Source organism: Microbacterium sp. MPKO10 (genome assembly GCF_026107415.2).
Lineage (GTDB): Bacteria > Actinomycetota > Actinomycetes > Actinomycetales > Microbacteriaceae > Paramicrobacterium.
The window spans coordinates 19,550-36,244 of sequence record NZ_JAPCHX010000005.1 but is presented as its reverse complement, the minus strand read 5'-3'; the positions used below and the strand labels follow the sequence as shown (position 1 = coordinate 36,244).

Annotated in this window: 13 protein-coding genes; 7 read left to right on the top strand and 6 right to left on the bottom strand. The window is 63.0% G+C overall.

Annotated elements, in window-relative coordinates:
• The first annotated feature begins 76 nt into the window (after positions 1-76).
• Positions 77-3,121 carry an ExeM/NucH family extracellular endonuclease gene (locus tag OK352_RS11185; RefSeq protein WP_265141567.1) on the top strand — a complete coding sequence of 1,015 codons (3,045 nt, stop codon included), beginning with the start codon at positions 77-79 and terminating at the stop codon, positions 3,119-3,121.
• Positions 3,122-3,203: 82 nt separating this feature from the next.
• Positions 3,204-5,699, top strand: a complete 2,496-nt coding sequence (locus OK352_RS11180; RefSeq protein WP_265141566.1) for a bifunctional metallophosphatase/5'-nucleotidase — start codon at positions 3,204-3,206, stop codon at positions 5,697-5,699.
• 114 nt (positions 5,700-5,813) lie between these two features.
• On the opposite strand, the gene OK352_RS11175 is transcribed toward OK352_RS11180, so the two are convergent.
• The 5 genes from OK352_RS11175 to OK352_RS11155 are packed head-to-tail and all read right to left on the bottom strand — an operon-like array spanning position 5,814 to position 9,326.
• Complete coding sequence (locus OK352_RS11175; RefSeq protein WP_265141565.1) at positions 5,814-6,620, bottom strand: ABC transporter permease; 807 nt, start codon at positions 6,618-6,620, stop codon at positions 5,814-5,816.
• A complete protein-coding gene (locus OK352_RS11170) occupies positions 6,617-7,627 on the bottom strand; it encodes an ABC transporter ATP-binding protein (RefSeq protein ID WP_265141564.1) in 1,011 nt (336 codons plus the stop codon). The genes OK352_RS11175 and OK352_RS11170 overlap by 4 nt, the downstream gene beginning before the upstream one ends.
• The gene (locus OK352_RS11165; protein WP_265141563.1) at positions 7,624-7,848 is read right to left on the bottom strand and encodes a helix-turn-helix transcriptional regulator; all 225 of its coding nucleotides are present in this window, start codon (positions 7,846-7,848) and stop codon (positions 7,624-7,626) included. Before OK352_RS11165 ends, OK352_RS11170 begins: the two co-directional genes overlap by 4 nt.
• Positions 7,845-8,258, bottom strand: coding sequence for a hypothetical protein (locus tag OK352_RS11160; RefSeq protein WP_265141562.1), 414 nt, complete (start codon positions 8,256-8,258; stop codon positions 7,845-7,847). Before OK352_RS11160 ends, OK352_RS11165 begins: the two co-directional genes overlap by 4 nt.
• Positions 8,259-8,318: 60 nt before the next feature.
• Entirely contained in the window at positions 8,319-9,326 is a 1,008-nt protein-coding gene (locus OK352_RS11155; RefSeq protein ID WP_265141561.1) for an ABC transporter permease, read from the bottom strand.
• Positions 9,327-9,754: 428 nt separating this feature from the next.
• Here OK352_RS11155 and OK352_RS11150 point away from each other — a divergent pair, with 428 nt between their 5' ends.
• Positions 9,755-10,393 (top strand): hypothetical protein, encoded by a 639-nt coding sequence (locus tag OK352_RS11150; RefSeq protein ID WP_265141560.1) that lies wholly within the window; start codon positions 9,755-9,757, stop codon positions 10,391-10,393.
• 136 nt (positions 10,394-10,529) lie between these two features.
• Positions 10,530-10,940 carry an SseB family protein gene (locus tag OK352_RS11145; protein ID WP_265141559.1) on the top strand — a complete coding sequence of 137 codons (411 nt, stop codon included), beginning with the start codon at positions 10,530-10,532 and terminating at the stop codon, positions 10,938-10,940.
• A 143-nt stretch (positions 10,941-11,083) separates the two neighbouring features.
• Here OK352_RS11145 and radA read toward each other — a convergent pair whose 3' ends face one another.
• Positions 11,084-12,442 (bottom strand): DNA repair protein RadA, encoded by a 1,359-nt coding sequence (radA, locus tag OK352_RS11140; protein WP_265141558.1) that lies wholly within the window; start codon positions 12,440-12,442, stop codon positions 11,084-11,086.
• A gap of 200 nt (positions 12,443-12,642) precedes the next feature.
• On the opposite strand from radA, the gene OK352_RS11135 reads away from it, so the two are divergent.
• From OK352_RS11135 to OK352_RS11125, 3 genes are all read left to right on the top strand, one after another.
• On the top strand, positions 12,643-13,890 hold the full coding sequence (locus tag OK352_RS11135; protein WP_265141557.1) for an aspartate aminotransferase family protein: 1,248 nt from the start codon (positions 12,643-12,645) through the stop codon (positions 13,888-13,890).
• 89 nt (positions 13,891-13,979) lie between these two features.
• Positions 13,980-15,209: an ectoine hydrolase gene (doeA, locus tag OK352_RS11130; RefSeq protein WP_265141556.1), complete on the top strand. Its 1,230-nt coding sequence runs from the start codon at positions 13,980-13,982 to the stop codon at positions 15,207-15,209.
• An 11-nt stretch (positions 15,210-15,220) separates the two neighbouring features.
• Positions 15,221-16,591, top strand: coding sequence for an NAD-dependent succinate-semialdehyde dehydrogenase (locus OK352_RS11125; RefSeq protein WP_265141555.1), 1,371 nt, complete (start codon positions 15,221-15,223; stop codon positions 16,589-16,591).
• Positions 16,592-16,695: the final 104 nt, after the last annotated feature.

The window sequence follows — 16,695 nt, the reverse complement described above, 5'->3', positions numbered from 1 at the left end:
CCGGCAGTGCGGGCACCATGGCGCATCGGCGCGCCCGAGCGAGGTGCGCCACGACATTTGGCGAGGAGACACCTCTGTGACAACAACCACCGTGCGGCCACGTGTGATCGTGACAGCATCCGCCCTTCTCGGGCTTGCTTGTGCTCCACTTGCCGCGCTCCCAGCCGCGGCAGCACCCGATGCGACTGGGGTGGTGATCAACGAGGCATATCTGTCGGGCGGCAGCGCGGGAGCGGCGTTTGAGAACAAATTCGTCGAGCTTTACAACCCGACGGATGCTGCCATCGCGCTCGACGGCATGACACTGCAGTATCGACCAGCGGCCAACGTGGGCTCAACGAGCAACGTGGTTGAGCTGACCGGCGAGATCGGTGCCGGGGGCTACTACCTGATCTCGGGCGGGAGCAACGGAGACGACGGCGACGCCCTGACAAACGTCAACGTCAAGGCAGACGGATCCCTCAACCCGAGCGGAACGAACGGCACGATCCTACTCGTTGACGGCACAGAGAAGATCTCGCCCGCGGTCGGCGACATCGCGGGGACTGACGGCATCGTCGACGCCCTGGGATACGGCACATCGAACACCTTCGAGGGCGCAGCTGCCGTGTCTCCCGAAAGCAACCAGGACGTTCGCTCGAACGCCCGCACCGATGGGGCCGACACCGACAATAACGCCGACGACTTCACGCTGACCGCCGACATTACGCCTCAGGGCACCGGCAGCATGACGGTGGGCGACGACGATGAAGAAGAAGAGCCGCCCGGGCCCATCGGACCGAGCCAGAAGCTCACGATCGCGGAGATCCAGGGTACGGGGTGGAGCACCGAATACAAGGGCGAGCCCGTCACCACGACCGGCATGGTCACCGCCGCGTATCCCGAGGGCGGATTCGACGGCTTCTGCCTGCAGACGGCAGGCACCGGGGGAGAGATCGATGCCGCAACGCACACCGCGAGTGATGGCATCTTCGTCTACACCGACGACATCCCCCTCACCGTCGAAGTGGGAGATGCGGTGACCATCAACGGCATCGCCGACGAGTTCTACGGGTTGACGCAGATCAGCATCACCGACGCGAGCGACATCACCGTCGACGAGAACGCGGATGCTGTCGCGCCGGAGCCCGCGCAGGTGGCATTCCCCGCAACCGACGCTGAGCGCGAGCTCTTCGAGGGGATGCTCGTGGCCCCGCAGGGTGACTACACGGTGACGGAGGTCTACGAGGCGAACCGCTACGGCGAGATCGCCCTGGCAGCATCCGATTCACCCCTTGTGAACCCGACAGTCAGCGGCCTGCCGGGAACCCCGGCCTACCAGGCGGAGGTCGATCGTGCCGAGGCAGAGGGCGTAACGCTCGATGACGCGTCGACCGCCGACTACACGAATCCCGCGAACTCCGACACACCGCTGCCGTACCTCTCGCTCGAGAACCCGGTGCGTGTCGGCGCCGCTGTGACGTTCACCGACCCGGTCGTGCTCGACTACCGGTTCAGCACGTGGAAATTCCAGCCCACGCACGTGGTGACCGGCGACACTGACCAGCCGGTCACCTTCGAGAACACCCGCGAGGCCGCGCCGCAGGACGTGGGTGGGGATGTGAAGCTTGGCACGTTCAACGTTCTGAATTACTTCGCGACCACGGGTGACCAGCGGCCCGGATGCACCTCCTTCTACACAGACCGCGACGGCAACCCCATCACGGTGCGCGATTCGAGCCCCGCGGACTGCCAGGTGCGCGGGGCCGCGGATGCCGAGAACCTCGAACGCCAGCAGGCGAAGATCGTCGCGGCGATCAACGCTCTCGACGCCGACGTGGTCTCGCTCGAGGAGATCGAGAACTCGCTCGCGGCGGGCAAGGACGACCGTGACTACGCGCTGAGCGTGCTTGTCGACGCCCTGAACGAGGCGGCGGGAAGCGATGTGTGGGCGTTTGTGCCCTCGCCCGCCGAGCTGCCAGAGAACGAAGACGTCATCCGCACAGCGTTCATTTACAAGCCGGCGACCGTCGAACTCGTGGGCGAGGCGCAGATCCTCATCGGCTCGGACGCCTTCGACAACGCTCGCGAGCCAGACGCGCAGGCATTCACACCCGTGGGTGGGGATGCCGACGACACGTTCGTCGTGATCTCGAACCACCTGAAGTCCAAGGGAAGCGCCGACGAGTGTGAGAAGGCCGAGCCGGGGGATGACAACTGCGACGCGGGCGACGGCATCGGCGGCTTCAACGGCGACCGTACGCGCCAGGCCGAGGCGCTCGTGGACTTCGCCGACGAATTCGCCGCGAGCCACGACACCGACAAGGTGTTCCTCGTCGGTGACTTCAACTCGTATGCGGCCGAGGACCCGATCACGACGATCCTGAACGCCGGCTACGTCGACCAGGGTGCGAAGACGGGCGAATACACCTACAACTACGGAGGTGCCGTCGGTTCGCTCGACTACATCTTCGCTTCGCCTGCCGCCGACGCCGCGGTGACCGGTCAGGACATCTGGAACATCAACTCGGTCGAGTCGGTGGCACTGGAATACTCGCGGTACAACTACAACGTCACAAACCTTTACGCCGACGACGTGTACCGCGCGAGCGACCACGACCCGATGCTCGTCGGCATCGCCACGAGCGCCGGTGACGGTGAGGGCGAAGAACCGGGCGACGGTGACAACCCCGGTGGCGATCAGGATGCTGGTGAGCCGACGCCCGTTGATGATTCCGATCTCACAGCCGAGCTTGAGGGCGGGATCAACCTCCCCAGCACCCTCGCGCGCGGCGAGACGTATTCCGTGACGGTCGAGGGGGAGGTCTCGGGGCCTGTCGCCGTGTGGCTGCACTCCGACCCGGTGCTGCTGAGCGACGGCTACGTCGTGGTGGCCGACGACGGAACGGTTTCCATCAGCGTCCCTGCTGACGCGCCGCTCGGCGAACACCAGGTGGCTGTCGTCACGGAATCCGGCGACGTCATCGGCTGGCAGGCCGTGACCGTCACTGACGCTTCTGATGCAGCATCCGGTGACTTGCCGTGGACCGGCACCGAGGCTCTGCCCGCGCTCGTTGTCGCTCTGCTGCTGATGGCGTTGGGAGGGGCCGCGCTTATCGCACGCCGACGCCGACACCTCTGACCCGTTGCGGCGGGCGTGCTGCGCATGCCCGCCGCTGCCCCGCCCGCCCCGGGCACACCATCAAGAAACCAGGAGAGTAAAGATGCCACTCACACGCCGAACAAGGCGTCTGACCGCGGTCGGTGCGTTGATGGGGCTTGCCTTGGCCCCACTCACCGCGATCTCGGCCACCGCAGCAGATGAAGGATCGACGACGATCAACCTCATCAACATCAACGATTTCCACGGTCGCATCGACGACAACACCGTCACGTTCGCGGGAACGATCGAGGAGTTGCGCGAGAGCGCCGCCAACCCGATCTTCCTCTCGGCCGGTGACAACATCGGTGCGTCGAACTATGCGTCGTCGTCTGCCGACGACCAACCCACGATCGACGTACTGAACAATCTGGAGCTCGCCGCATCCGCTGTCGGAAACCACGAGCTCGACAAAGGAATCGACGACCTCACGGGGCGCGTCAGCGACGAGGCCAACTTCCCGTACCTCGGTGCGAATGTGTACGAGGAGGGCACCGAGAACCCTGTGCTCGACGAGTACACGATCATCGAGGTTGACGGGATCTCCGTCGGCATCATCGGTGCTGTCACGCAGGAAGTTCCGTCGCTGGTGTCGAAGTCCGGCATCGAGGGACTCGAGTTCGGTGATCCCGTCAAAGCGGTGAACCGCGTGGCGGAGCAGCTGAGTGACGGTGACGAGGCGAACGGTGAAGCCGATGTGATCGTGGCCGAGTACCACGAGGGCGCGTCGGCGGGAACGCCGGAGGGCGCGACTCTGCAAGAGGAGATCGACGCAGGCGGTGCGTTTGCCGACATCGTGGAGAAGACGGATGCCGCGGTCGACGCGATCTTCACGGGGCACACGCACAAGGAGTACGCGTGGTCGTATGAAGGCCGGCCCATCGTGCAGACTGGAAGCTACGGCGAGAATATCGGCCAGATCGTGCTCACCTACGACCATGCGACGCATGATGTGACAGTTGAAAAATACGGGAACACGCCGCGTAAAGAAGCCGAAGAGGGTGCGACTGATGAAGAGACGGCTGCGAACAAGAAGGCGCTGCGCGATGAGCTGATCAATACCTACGACCGTGTCAAGGCAGTCGACGCCACAACCAAGGCGGCGCTCGCTCAGGCTGAGAAGACCGGCAGCGTCGTGCTTGGCGAAGCCACAGCCGACATCACCACCGCGTACTACGAAGACGACAAGGGCGAGAGCGTGCGCGATGACCGTTCCAGCGAGTCAACACTCGGCAATTTCGTCGCTGACGCGATGCTCGACACACTGAAGTCGGACGAGCTGGGTGGGGCCGAGATCGGCGTCGTGAACCCCGGCGGTCTGCGCGCCGAGATGTTCGCGGGCGAGGTCACGGTCGCCGAGGCGAACGCGATTCTGCCGTTCGTCAACAACCTCTGGACCACAACCCTCACGGGTGAACAGGTCAGGACGATGCTCGAACAGCAGTGGCAGCGTGATGAGAACGGCGACATCCCAAGCCGCCCGTATCTGCAGCTCGGCCTGTCGAACAACGTGACCTACACCTACGACCCGACAGCCGAGATGGACAACCACATCACATCGGTGACGGTCAACGGTGAACCGCTCGACATGGACCGCGACTACCGCATCGGCTCCTTCAGCTTCCTGCTCGACGGCGGAGACAACTTCCACGTCTTCACCGAGGGCACGGACACGAAGGACTCCGGCCTCGTCGACCGCGACGCATGGATGGATTACATCGAGGCGAACAGCCCGGTCTCGCCGAGCTACGACCGCCGTGCTGTTGCCGTGGAGGGTTTCCCGACCGAGCCGGTCGAAGCGGGCTCGTCATTCGAGCTGCAGCTGTCGAAGCTCAACCTCACGTCCCGCGGCGTCCCCACGGAGACTGAGCTGACGATTGCGCTCGACGGTGACGAGATCGGCACAGCAACGGTGTCCGATGGTGCTGCTGCTGTGCAGGTGGATGTTCCGTCCGATGCTGAGGGCGACTACACGCTCACACTGACGGGGACGGAGACCGGGACCGTCGTCACGATTCCGGTGACCGTGGCCGCCGGCAGCGGCGGAGAGGGCCCAGGCACCGAGAAGCCGGGCGAGGAGCCCGCTCCGGTCGATGAGACCGACATACCGGATGCTGCCGCAGGTGGCATCGAGACCGTCGACGAGGCGCAAGCGGGTGACACCATCACGATCAACGTCGGCGCCGACCGCGCGGGCGAGTGGGTCTCGGTGTGGCTGTACTCGACGCCGATCCAGCTGTCCGACGGCTGGGTGCAGGTCGATGCAGACGGGAATGTTGAGGTCACGATCCCCGATGACGTTCCTGCGGGCGAGCACCGCATCGTGGTGCTCGACGCGAACGGCGACGTGATCGGGTGGCAGGACATCACGATCACCGCGGCAGAAGGTGCGGGCGGTGGTGACGGCGCGGCCAACGCGTCGGATGATCTGCCGCGCACGGGAGCAGAAGCGTCAGAGCTGCTGCCGTTCGCGCTGATCGCGCTTGGCCTGATGACGCTAGGTGGCGCGGCGTTCGGCGTCAGCCGCTATCGCGCACGCAGAACGGCCGACCGCTCGTAGGTCAGGATGTGTGGCGCGGAGCGGATTGAATTCTCTCCGCGCCACACTTTTTGATTTCTGTCGGCTCACAGTCTGAGCAGTCGAGCTGTCGGCGTGGCGAAGCTGAGGTGTCTGTCAGTCGCGGTCTCCTTGATCCCAGTTGAAGATCACCGACGTGAGCACGATCGTGAGGGCGGCGGTTCCTGCCATCAGACTCCACAGAACCGGAACACTCAGTGGCGAATGGGTGCCATTCAAATCGGCATCAAGCGCGCGAATGAACCACGTTGTCGGTACATAGTTCACAAGAATTTGTACGGCTCTGGGCACAATGTCGTGAATGAAAGACCCAGAACTGAGGATGGCGATCAGCGGGAGAAGGCTGCTGACGATAGAGACGAAATCTGAATCGCTCATCCGTGACGCAAGAAGGAACGCGAAGCTCATCAACATCGCGAATCCAATCGTCGCGGTGACCGCGAGACGCGCGAAAGCCGGGGCCCCGACGTGACCGAATGCGACTGCGCAAGCGGCGACGATAAAGAACTCTCCCGCGGCAATGCCGAACCTGACAGGCGCTTGGGCGAGGACGAACAGGAGACGTCGCAATGGCGTCGTGCCTAAGAGCCGCAAGGTGCCTCGGCCACGGTACGACACGAGTGGCACAGTCGTGCCGACGAAAGCTATCGCCATAAACCCCATCGTGAGTGACAGACTCAGACCACCGTTCAGAGCGGGTCCTGGACCTGATGAAGTGCTGCTCACAAGGCCAGTCAGACTCAGAGTGATGACGAGAATGACGGCAAACATGACAATCATGGTGAACACGGACCGACTGCTTCGAAGCAATTCCTTCGCGCTCGCGGCGCTCACTTCGTAAAACTGACCTCGGGTAGAGAGTAAGCGCCGCTGTCGCCCCAAAAGCCGATCGATCGCGTTCATACTGGTTCAGGAGAATCAGAGTCTGCGTTGGTCGGCGAGCCTTCATCTGCGAGCTCGATGAAGAGATCCTCGAGGCTCCCCCTCCGAATGTCGTAATCACTGGCCTCGATTGCGAGGTTGAAGGCTATCGATCGCACCAGGTCATCGGGAGTTTCAGTTCGGACATGGACCCGCCACTCACCGCTGGTCTCGTCAATGCGAACGGCTCCATCAGGGCCGAGGCCCTTTAAGATCTTTTGATCTGTCCTTGCCGGAACTGTGAAAGAGACTGTCGTGTCTGCGTTGCGCTGCCGGATGAGTTCCTCCGGGGTGCCGAGGGCAACGATCTTTCCCGATACAAGAATCCCCACGCGGTGACACAGCGATGTCGCTTCATCCATATGATGCGTGGAAAGAACGATGGTTGTTCCTGCGGCACTGAGACCAGTGATTGTCCCCCAAAGGTTTTGGCGCGCGGCGGGGTCGAGTCCAGCTGACGGTTCATCTAACACAACGACCTCGGGTTGGGACATGAGCGCGATTCCGATGAGGAGACGTCGATTCTGGCCGCCGGAGAGGTGTTTCGTCCGGACTGCACCTTGATGGCTAAGGCCGACTTCATCGATGACCTCTCTCCAGTCGCGCGGGTTCGCGTAAAAAGAGGCGAAAAGGCGAAGAGTCTCACCCACAGTGAGAGTCTCAAACAGACTTGCTGATTGTGGCTGAACGGACACTCGGGACGTTATTTCGGCGCGGGCCTTCGCCGGATTGAGCCCGAAAACTCTGACAGTGCCTGAAGTCGGCGCCCGTAGGCCAACGACGCATTCCAGAGTGGTAGTCTTGCCCGCTCCGTTGGGACCAAGAAGCCCAAAGATCTCGCCGCGTTGAACATTGAGGTCTATTCCTGAGAGCACATCCGTACCGTTGTAACTCTTGACGAGCTTGTCAACTGTGATGACGGTGGTGTCCGCGTGAGCGCCCGCCACGTGATCTTCGACGTTCCCCTGGTCTTTGCCATTGTCGATCATCGACGTCCTCCATTCGGCGGCAGATCCTCCGGGGACGGAAGGAAGATCGACTCAATGGGCTGCTCGAAGACGTGTGAAATACGAAATGCAAGCGGAAGGGAGGGATCGTACTTTCCCGTCTCCAGAGCATTGACCGTCTGCCGGGACACTCCGAGGAGATCCGCGAGCGCCCCCTGAGTCCATCCCCGTGACTCTCGAATTTGGCGGAGGTGGTTCTTCATCGTCTGTTGGCCCATATGCTGCCCGTAAGCCACGCCGTCATCCCGAGGATGAAGACGTACCACTCGGTGCCGATGACAACGATGCCGGTCATTCCGATCAACGCGATTGCCAGCGCTGTGAGCATTGCCACGCCGAATCCGAGTGCAAAACTCTGCAGTATGAGAATCTGTTGGAATTCGTCAATTCTGCGCACATGCCTGACGACTGCGACGATCATCCAGAGAATGGGAACGATCGGGGACACCGCCAAGATGAAGTTCCACGGTTTTCCGCTCTCGAGGTCCCCCCAGGTTGTGATCGCCAGGAAGAGAGCGAGAAATCCGACGATTCCAGGCGCGAGTTCAAGCAGGTAACGGCGCGTAACCGCGCGATCTCCCTGAGCCTGTTCTCGTTGATGAGCCTTACCCATTTTCTTCTCCAGTCGTGATTGCGAGGGGAACGGATACTGTCTCGGAAAACTGAATTGTGATCATCTGATATCGCCTTGGTCCCACTGGAATCGTCGACTCGCGACGAAGAATACGACTGCCGAAACGGCGAGCATGAGCAGCCAGAGAATCGGGAGGCTCGTGAAGGCCTCAATATCTGCAATGTCAGCGCTGATCGCAGCGACGACCCACGTCGTTGGAAACATATTGCAGATGACGATGAGGAAGGTCGGGAGATCATCGAGGGGGAATACTCCGCCCGCGGGTGCGATCAGCAAGATCGGGAGCATAGCCATTGTCTGCTGTGTTGCCTCAGCACTTCGCGAGCGCGTTGCAAAGAGCAAGCCGAACGCGAGCAACATCGTGAGGCTCAGCAGCATCGTCAGGAACAACCGGCCCGTATGAATGGCGTCGACGTAATTGAGCGAAAGTGCGATTCCAATGACAAGTGCCGCCTCGGCCAGCCCGAGTACCATTTTAATGGGCAGCTGAGAAGCGAGCAGACTTGCGCGCGGCAATGGGGTGGTGCCAAAGAGGCGAAGGATCCCTCGCTCTCGCATCGACACCAGGGGAACGGCGGTGCCAATAAAAGCGATTGCCATGAATCCTAGAGCGAGGGCAGTGCCGAGGTTATGGCGAAGGAAATCTGTCTTATGGTCGCCGACAGTGTCCACAACTGTGATCTCGGACCCCATGTAGCCCGAAACGCGCAAGCTGTGCCAGATGTCTTGCCACCCTGGCGACTTTTCGGCCTCAAGAATCACTGATGCCTTGTCTGCGTTCATGGTCACGACAGCGTTCACGCCACCGGTCAGCGGTCTTTCTGACTCGCTCATCGACGCGTCGATCCCGTTGTTTTCAAGGATATCGAGGAAAGACGACGCCTCGGCTCCGGGCACCGCAACGACGGCTACGACAGGTTCCGGCCTGTTCATCGTGAAGCTCGCTTCGATTGCGACGATGACTAGGAGATAGAAGCCGAACATGAAGAGCAGCGCGAATCCCGTCTGCGGATTCCGAATAAGGTCTCGTGCGCTGATTACGGACAAAGCTACAAACGCTGACCGTCTTCGTTGCCGTCTACGGGAAGCCGTCGCTTTGGTCAGCATCTGGTCACGTCCGAGTCTTCTCCGTCTTGTGTGCGTCTGCGTATCTGTCAAGTTTCCTTGTCTCTCTAAGTATGGAAACAGCTAACAGGGTTGTCAAGTGTCCTTGTCAAAATTGAACGGGAAGTCTCCACGGAACGGAATCAGGCGGCGCGCTGAGCGCCGATGTGTGAGATCGCTCGGGCGCAGGCAGAACCGCGCACGCAGAACGGCCGACCGCTCGTAACGGGTCGCCAAACACTGATGCGCGGAGGGAGACGCGCTCCCTCCGCGCGTCAGTGCGCGCAGAACGGCTGATCTGGTGCCTGAAAGGCTTCTCGACGCGCGCGTGGCGCGACAGCATCCGGGATTATCGCACCTACCATGAGGGCATGTCGACGAATCAGGGTCCTCACGGTCGTCTGCCCCGCAGCGTCTACATCAAGCGGCGCCTGTGGGTGCTCGCCGGGCTGATCGCGGTCATTGCCATCATTGTGCTTTTGGTCTGGCGCCCCGGCTCTTCGTCTGGTGCCGATGAACAGAAGTCAGGCACATCACAGTCAGAGACGACGAAGCCGAAGGCGACGGAAGCGGCGGATGACTCCAAGAAATCGGACGAGCCCGTCGAATGCACGGAAGACAACGTCGAGGTCACCGCAGAGACGGACAAAAAGTCTTACGCCTCTGGGGAGCTGCCGAAGCTAAGCCTGACCATCACGAACGTGGGCGATGTGCCCTGCACCATCGACGTCGGAACCTCGCAACAGGTGTTCACCATCACGAGCGGCAAAGACACCTACTGGACCTCAACCGATTGCCAGGTTGAGCCGACCAACGCCGAGACCACGATCGAGGCCGGAAAGTCGCTGACTTCGGAGCCGGCGATCGAGTGGGACCGCACGCGCAGCAACCCCGACACGTGTGATGCGGAGAAGCGCGATCCGGTTCCCGCAGACGGTGCCTCGTATCACCTGACGACATCCGTCGCCGGCATCGAATCTGACAAGACCGCGCAGTTCGCACTCTATTGATCGGTGGGAACCTTGGGTCTGACGTGCGTTCCCAACTGTGGCGCTTACTCCTGTGAGGCAGGCGCCCATCTGAGACGCTGACCGACCTGCGACGCTGACCAACCTGCGACGCTGACCGACCTGAGACACTAGAAGCATGGCCAAGAAGCCCCCGAAGAAGAATCAGCCGGCGTTCCGTTCCCAGGTGCTCGCCGATGCCCTCGAGAAGCAGGACATGGCTGCTGTCGCCTTTGCGCTGCGCAACGATCACATGGTCGTTCCGCTCATGAAGCCCGGTCAGCCAGACAAGCCAACGGATGCTGGCGAGGTGTGGACGTTCCGGCAGCCGGAGACCGGAAGACTGGCGCTGCTGCTGTTCTCCGACGCGAAGAACAAGCCGGCATCGCTTCCGCCGTTCGTCGGGCTGCAAAACGGACTCTGGCTGCATACCTTCTTGCGCACGCACGGCGAGGCGATCGAGACCGTGTTCTTCGATATCGCCGGACCGCACCCGATGCAGGCCGCGCCGGACGAGATCATGAAGGTGCTCGACCTCGAAATCGAGTGAGCCGGCCGCTGATCCTGATCAGTCTTCATGGGCCGCCCCGGGAGAGGGTGGTGCCGGGTATGGGGGAGTGCCGCAGGCCCACGAGGGCAGGTGCTCTCGGCACTCACGTGTGAACGCTTCGCGATGCCGTGAACTGTGTCTGCTCAGAACGCCGTATCGATCTCGTGGTCGCGCTGCGATCCGCCCGAGCGCTTTGCGAGGGCGAGAGCATTCTGGATGCCGCCCGCTTCCGAATCGACGAGCGTGGTGTAGCCGAGACGGCGCGCCTCAGAGCGACGCTGCTTGCCCGCGACGACCGGGCGGATCTCACCGGCGAGACTGATCTCGCCGAAAGCGGCAAGCGTGTGCGACACCGGCCAGTCTTTGCGGGCGGAAGCGATCGCGATGGCGATTGCCAGGTCTGCCGACGGTTCGGTCAGCCGGACGCCGCCCACTGTCGACACATACACGTCAAAGTCGGAGAGCTTCACCCCCGCCCGCTTTTCGAGCACGGCCAGAAGCATGGAGACCCGGCTGCCGTCGACACCGCTGGTGACACGCCGCGCGTTCGGCGCCGGTGTCGGCACGACGAGAGCCTGGACTTCGACGGGAAGAGCGCGCCTGCCCTCCATCGCGACGGTGACACAGGTGCCAGAGACGGAGGCTCCACGGCTGAGGAAGAGTTTCGATGGGTCGGGCACCTCGGCGATGCCGGCACCGGTCATCTCGAAGCAGCCCACTTCGTCCGTCGGGCCGAACCTGTTCTTGAGCGCGCGAATGAACCGCAGAGCCGTCTGGCGGTCACCCTCGAACTGGCAGACGACGTCGACGAGGTGCTCGAGAAGCCGAGGCCCGGCGATCGTGCCGTCTTTCGTGACGTGCCCGACAAGCAGCAGCGGCAACGAGCGTTCTTTCGCCACCCGAATGAGTGCGGCGGCGACTTCGCGAACCTGGCTGGGCTGGCCCGGGAGCCCGTCGACCGAACTGCTCGCCACCGTCTGCACCGAATCGACGATCAGCAGGTCGGGGTCAACCGATTCGATCTGCCCCAGCACGGTCGCCAAATCGGTCTCGGCCGCGAGGAACAGATTCTCGTCGAGCGCGCCCGTGCGCTCGGCCCTCAGTCGCACCTGGCTGACGGACTCTTCTGCGCTGACGTACAGCACACGCGACTTGGCCCGCGCCGTACGGGCGGCGACCTCGAGCAGCAGCGTTGATTTGCCGACGCCGGGCTCACCCGACACCAGAATCGCGGCACCCGGCACGAGCCCTCCGCCCAGCACGCGGTCGAATTCGGCGATGCCGCTCGGCCAGTGCGAGATCGATGAGGTGGCGACGTCGGTGATCGGGCGCGCCACTCTGTCCGTCGCAACGGATGCGGCTGTCACGCGCTTCTGGATGCCGCTCGATTGACCGGCCTCGACGACCGTGCCCCACTGTTGGCATTCGCCGCAGCGTCCGACCCATTTCGCGGTCTGCCAGCCGCACTCTGTGCACGTGTACGCCGATACGGTTTTCGCCATGAAATGAGCGTACCCGGAGGGTCAGACAACGCCGGTTCAGGATGCTATCAAGCACCGCGTCTTCCCCCGGAATCACGGGCGAAAGACGCCCCCGTGACCACCCGTGGGAACCTCCGGACATCGACCCGCCAAACGGTGCGGCCAAACGGGGGACATCGGAATCCTTGACACCCCCATCTCAAAGGAGGTAGAGCTTAGTCATGGAGGCATTCGAGAAGTGGGAATCTGAGATCCGCGGCTATAGCCGCACGTATCCGACGGTCTTTGCTTCGGCATCGAACGCGCGGCAGGTCGACGAGGCTGGTCGCAGCTACGTTGACTTCTTCGGGGGCGCTGGCGTCCTCAATTTTGGCCATAACAACGAGCGCATGAAGCGCGCGATGATCGAGTTCCTCGAAGCTGATGGCGTCGCCCACAGCCTCGACATGGCGACCACGACCAAGCGCGACTTCCTCGAGAGGTTCGGGCGCACGATCCTCGAGCCGCGCGGCATGACGCACAAGATGCAGTTCATGGGCCCGACGGGGTCGAACGCGGTCGAGGCAGCGCTCAAGCTCGCACGACGTGTGACCGGCCGCCGCAATGTGGTGGCGTTCTCGCACGGGTTCCACGGCATGACGCTTGGGTCGCTCGCCTGCACGGCTAACGACTTCTTCCGTCAGGCCGCGGGAGTGCCGCTCGACTACGTGGAGCGCGAACCGTTCGACACAGCGCCCGGTGGCGGCATCCAGGCGATCGCCGACTACCGTGCCCAGCTGGAGGACCCGTCGAGCGGACGCATCCCGCCCGCCGCTTTCATCGTCGAGGTGATCCAAGCCGAAGGCGGAGTCCACGTCGCGAGCGCCGAATGGCTGCAGGCCGTGCAGCAGCTCGCGCACGATGTCGGAGCGCTGTTCATCATCGACGACATCCAGGTCGGATGCGGTCGAACTGGCAGTTACTTCGGCTTCGACGGGCTGGGGCTCGACCCCGACATCGTGTGTCTGGCTAAGGGCATCGGTGGATACGGGACGCCGCTGGCGATGAACCTCGTCAAGCCGGAGCACGACGCGCACTGGGCACCGGGGGAGCACACCGGCACGTTCCGCGGGCAGGGTCTCTCGTTCGTCGCAGGAACGGTGGCGCTCAGCTACTTCGACGATGACGAGCTCATGAACGAGGTGGCACGCAAGGGCGACATCATGCGCGTTGCCCTCCAGGGCCTCGCCGATGAGTTCCCCGACCGCGACTTCGACGTCCGCGGACGCGGCATGATCCAGGGCCTCGACGTCGGAGACGGCGCGATCGCGAAGAAGGCCGTCGCCCATTGCTTCGAGAACAACATGCTGATCGGCGCCTGCGGCAGCGGGGGACGCGTGCTGAAGCTCATTCCGCCGCTCACGACACCAGACGATGATCTGGCAGAAGGTCTCGACACGCTCGCGAGCGCCGTACGAGCATCCGTCTGACCTGATTCACACACGACAACTGAACACACGAGAAATGCACCCGATACGAACCAGACATGAGGTGGTCTGACTAACAGAAGGAGCCTGACATGAGGCAGCGCGATGACATGACGTTCCCCTTTGACGAATACGAGCGCCGTCTCAGTGAGTTGCGCGCGCGTATGGCGGAACGACTTCTCGATGCGGTGGTCATCAGTGACCCCGAGAATCTGATGTACCTCACCGACTATCAGACGACCGGGTATTCGTTCTTCCAGGCGCTGGTGGTGCCGTTGGATGGCGAGCCGTTCATGATCACGCGCAGCATGGAGGAGTCCAACGTGCACGCGCGCACCTGGGTCGAGCTGACACGGCCGTATCCTGACACGGGAGACGCGATCCAGAGTCTCGTGCAGGCGCTGCGCGAGTTCGGGCTGCACACGAAAGACGTGGGGTATGAGCGCAACAGCTACTACTTCCCCGCCTATCACCAGGACTACATCCATTCCGCCATCACCGAGGGGCGGCTGCTCGACTGCTTCGGCATCGTCGAGCAGGGGCGCATCACGAAGTCTGCGGTTGAGATCGAGGTGATGCGTAAGGCCGCGCACGCCACCGAGGTAGGAATGCAAGCGGGAATGGATGCTGTCGCAGCGGGCGTGAGCGAAAATGACATCGCCGCCGAGATCAGTTCAGCGATGTTCCGCGCGGGTGGTGAGTTTCCCGCCGTCATGCCGTACGTCACCTCCGGTCCGCGCACAATGATCGGGCACGCAACGTGGGAAGGGCGCGTCGTGCAGCCCGGGGAGCACGTCTTCCTCGAGGTGGCCGGATGCTTCCGCCGCTACCACACGGCGATGATGCGCACCGTCGTGCTGGGCGACCTGTCGAAGTCGCTGTTCCGCGCGCAAGAGCGCATGAAGCTCGCGCTCGCCGAGGTGGAAGACGCGATCCGGCCGGGGCTCACGGTGTCTGACGCCGACAACATCGTGCGCAGCATCATCACGGACAACGCCGTTGGTGGACGGCTCGTCACGCGGTCGGGATACTCCATCGGCATCGCGTTCCCGCCCAGCTGGGATGAGGGCTACATCGCGAGCCTCAACCAGGGCGATCCCACGGTACTGCGCGAGGGAATGACCTTCCACATCATTCCGTGGATGTGGGGCGTCGACGGCGACAAGACGATGGGGATCTCCGACACCATCATGGTCACCGAGCGTGGATGCCAGTCGTTCTTCACGCTCGACAAGGACTTTGTCGTCAAGCCGGATGAGACGGCTGTTCAGCTCGCCGATGACGAGCCCGCCCCGACGCCCATCCGACCCGGCGTCGCCTGAGAGGAGAAGAGATGCTTGCAGTGATCGATCCACGGACGGGCAGCACTGTCCGCGAGGTTCCGACCAACGATGCCGCGCAGATCGACGGCATCCTCTCGGCTGCTGCCGAGGCGCAGCCCGACTGGCAGGCGCTCGGCTATGACGGGCGGGCACGGGTGCTGCACGCTGTCGCGGCGTACTTGCGCGAGCACGTCGACGAGCTGGCGCCGCTCATGACCGAAGAGATGGGCAAGCCCAAGAAGGAAGCTCTCGGGGAGGTCGAGAAAGCGGCGTGGTGTGCGGAGCACTACGCCGACAACGCGGAAAGCTACCTTGCGCCGCAGACCATCGCCTCGGATGCCACGCAGAGCTACGTGCAGCATTTGCCGCTCGGCACCGTCCTCGGCATCCTGCCCTGGAACGCACCGTTCTGGCTGGCGCTGCGGTTTGCCGCCCCGGCGCTCATGGCGGGCAATACGGCGATCATGAAGCCCGACCCGCACGTGCCCGGCTGTGCGCAGGCGATCGAGGAGGTCTTCGTGCAGGCTGGAGCCCCGCGCGGGGTCTTCCAATGTCTTTACGTCGAGACTCCCGATGTCGCCGCCGTGATCCGCGACCGCCGCGTTCACGCCGTGTCATTCACCGGCTCGGACAGGGGTGGATCGGCGGTCGCAAGCATCGCCGCGAGCGAGATCAAGCCGGCCGTCCTGGAGCTTGGCGGATCCGACCCGAGCATCGTCCTCGCCGACGCCGACCTCGATGCAGCGGCCGACACAATTACGCTCTCCCGCATTATCAACGCGGGGCAGTCGTGCATCGCGGCGAAGCGCATCATCATTGAGGATGCTGTCTACGACACGTTCGTCGAGAAGCTGCGTGAACGTCTTGCCGCGCTGACAGTCGGCGATCCGCGTGAGCTGAGTACCGATGTGGGGCCGATCGCCCGCGATGACCTCAGGCAGAACCTGCACCGTCAGGTGACGGAGACCGTGGCTGCGGGTGCCCGGTGCCTCCTCGGCGGCGAGATGCCGGAGGGAGACGGCTTCTTCTACCCGGTCACGCTGCTGGCGGATGTCACCAACGACATGGTCGCCGGGTGCGAAGAGACATTCGGGCCCATCATGGTCACGATGACGGCGACGGATGCTGAGGATGCCCTCGCGAAGGCGAATGACACCGAGTACGGGCTCGCCGCGAGTGTGTGGTCGACGCGCGAGCGGGGGGAAGAGCTGGCCGCGCGCATCCATGCGGGACAGGTCTCCGTCAACGGAATCGTGAAGACGGATCCTCGCCTGCCCAGCGGCGGGATCAAGCGTTCGGGGTACGGCCGGGAGCTGGGCCCTCACGGCATCCATGAATTCGTGAACGCCCAGCAGGTCTGGGTCGGTCCCAAGCAGGGCTGATACTGCACATCTGAGGGCGCGCGTCTGAGATCGCGCGCCCGAAATCGTCCACGAAGAAACGCTGGCCGATCGCACTGTCATCGTGCGGTCGGCCAGCGTTCTGT

Coding starts and splice junctions, on each gene's coding strand:
- OK352_RS11180 (WP_265141566.1), top strand. CDS start 3,204: ATGCCACTCACACGCCGAACAAGGCGTCTGACCGCGGTCGGTGCGTTG.
- OK352_RS11175 (WP_265141565.1), bottom strand. CDS start 6,620: ATGAACGCGATCGATCGGCTTTTGGGGCGACAGCGGCGCTTACTCTCT.
- OK352_RS11170 (WP_265141564.1), bottom strand. CDS start 7,627: ATGATCGACAATGGCAAAGACCAGGGGAACGTCGAAGATCACGTGGCG.
- OK352_RS11165 (WP_265141563.1), bottom strand. CDS start 7,848: ATGAAGAACCACCTCCGCCAAATTCGAGAGTCACGGGGATGGACTCAG.
- OK352_RS11160 (WP_265141562.1), bottom strand. CDS start 8,258: ATGGGTAAGGCTCATCAACGAGAACAGGCTCAGGGAGATCGCGCGGTT.
- OK352_RS11150 (WP_265141560.1), top strand. CDS start 9,755: ATGTCGACGAATCAGGGTCCTCACGGTCGTCTGCCCCGCAGCGTCTAC.
- OK352_RS11145 (WP_265141559.1), top strand. CDS start 10,530: ATGGCCAAGAAGCCCCCGAAGAAGAATCAGCCGGCGTTCCGTTCCCAG.
- radA (WP_265141558.1), bottom strand. CDS start 12,442: ATGGCGAAAACCGTATCGGCGTACACGTGCACAGAGTGCGGCTGGCAG.
- OK352_RS11135 (WP_265141557.1), top strand. CDS start 12,643: ATGGAGGCATTCGAGAAGTGGGAATCTGAGATCCGCGGCTATAGCCGC.
- doeA (WP_265141556.1), top strand. CDS start 13,980: ATGAGGCAGCGCGATGACATGACGTTCCCCTTTGACGAATACGAGCGC.
- OK352_RS11125 (WP_265141555.1), top strand. CDS start 15,221: ATGCTTGCAGTGATCGATCCACGGACGGGCAGCACTGTCCGCGAGGTT.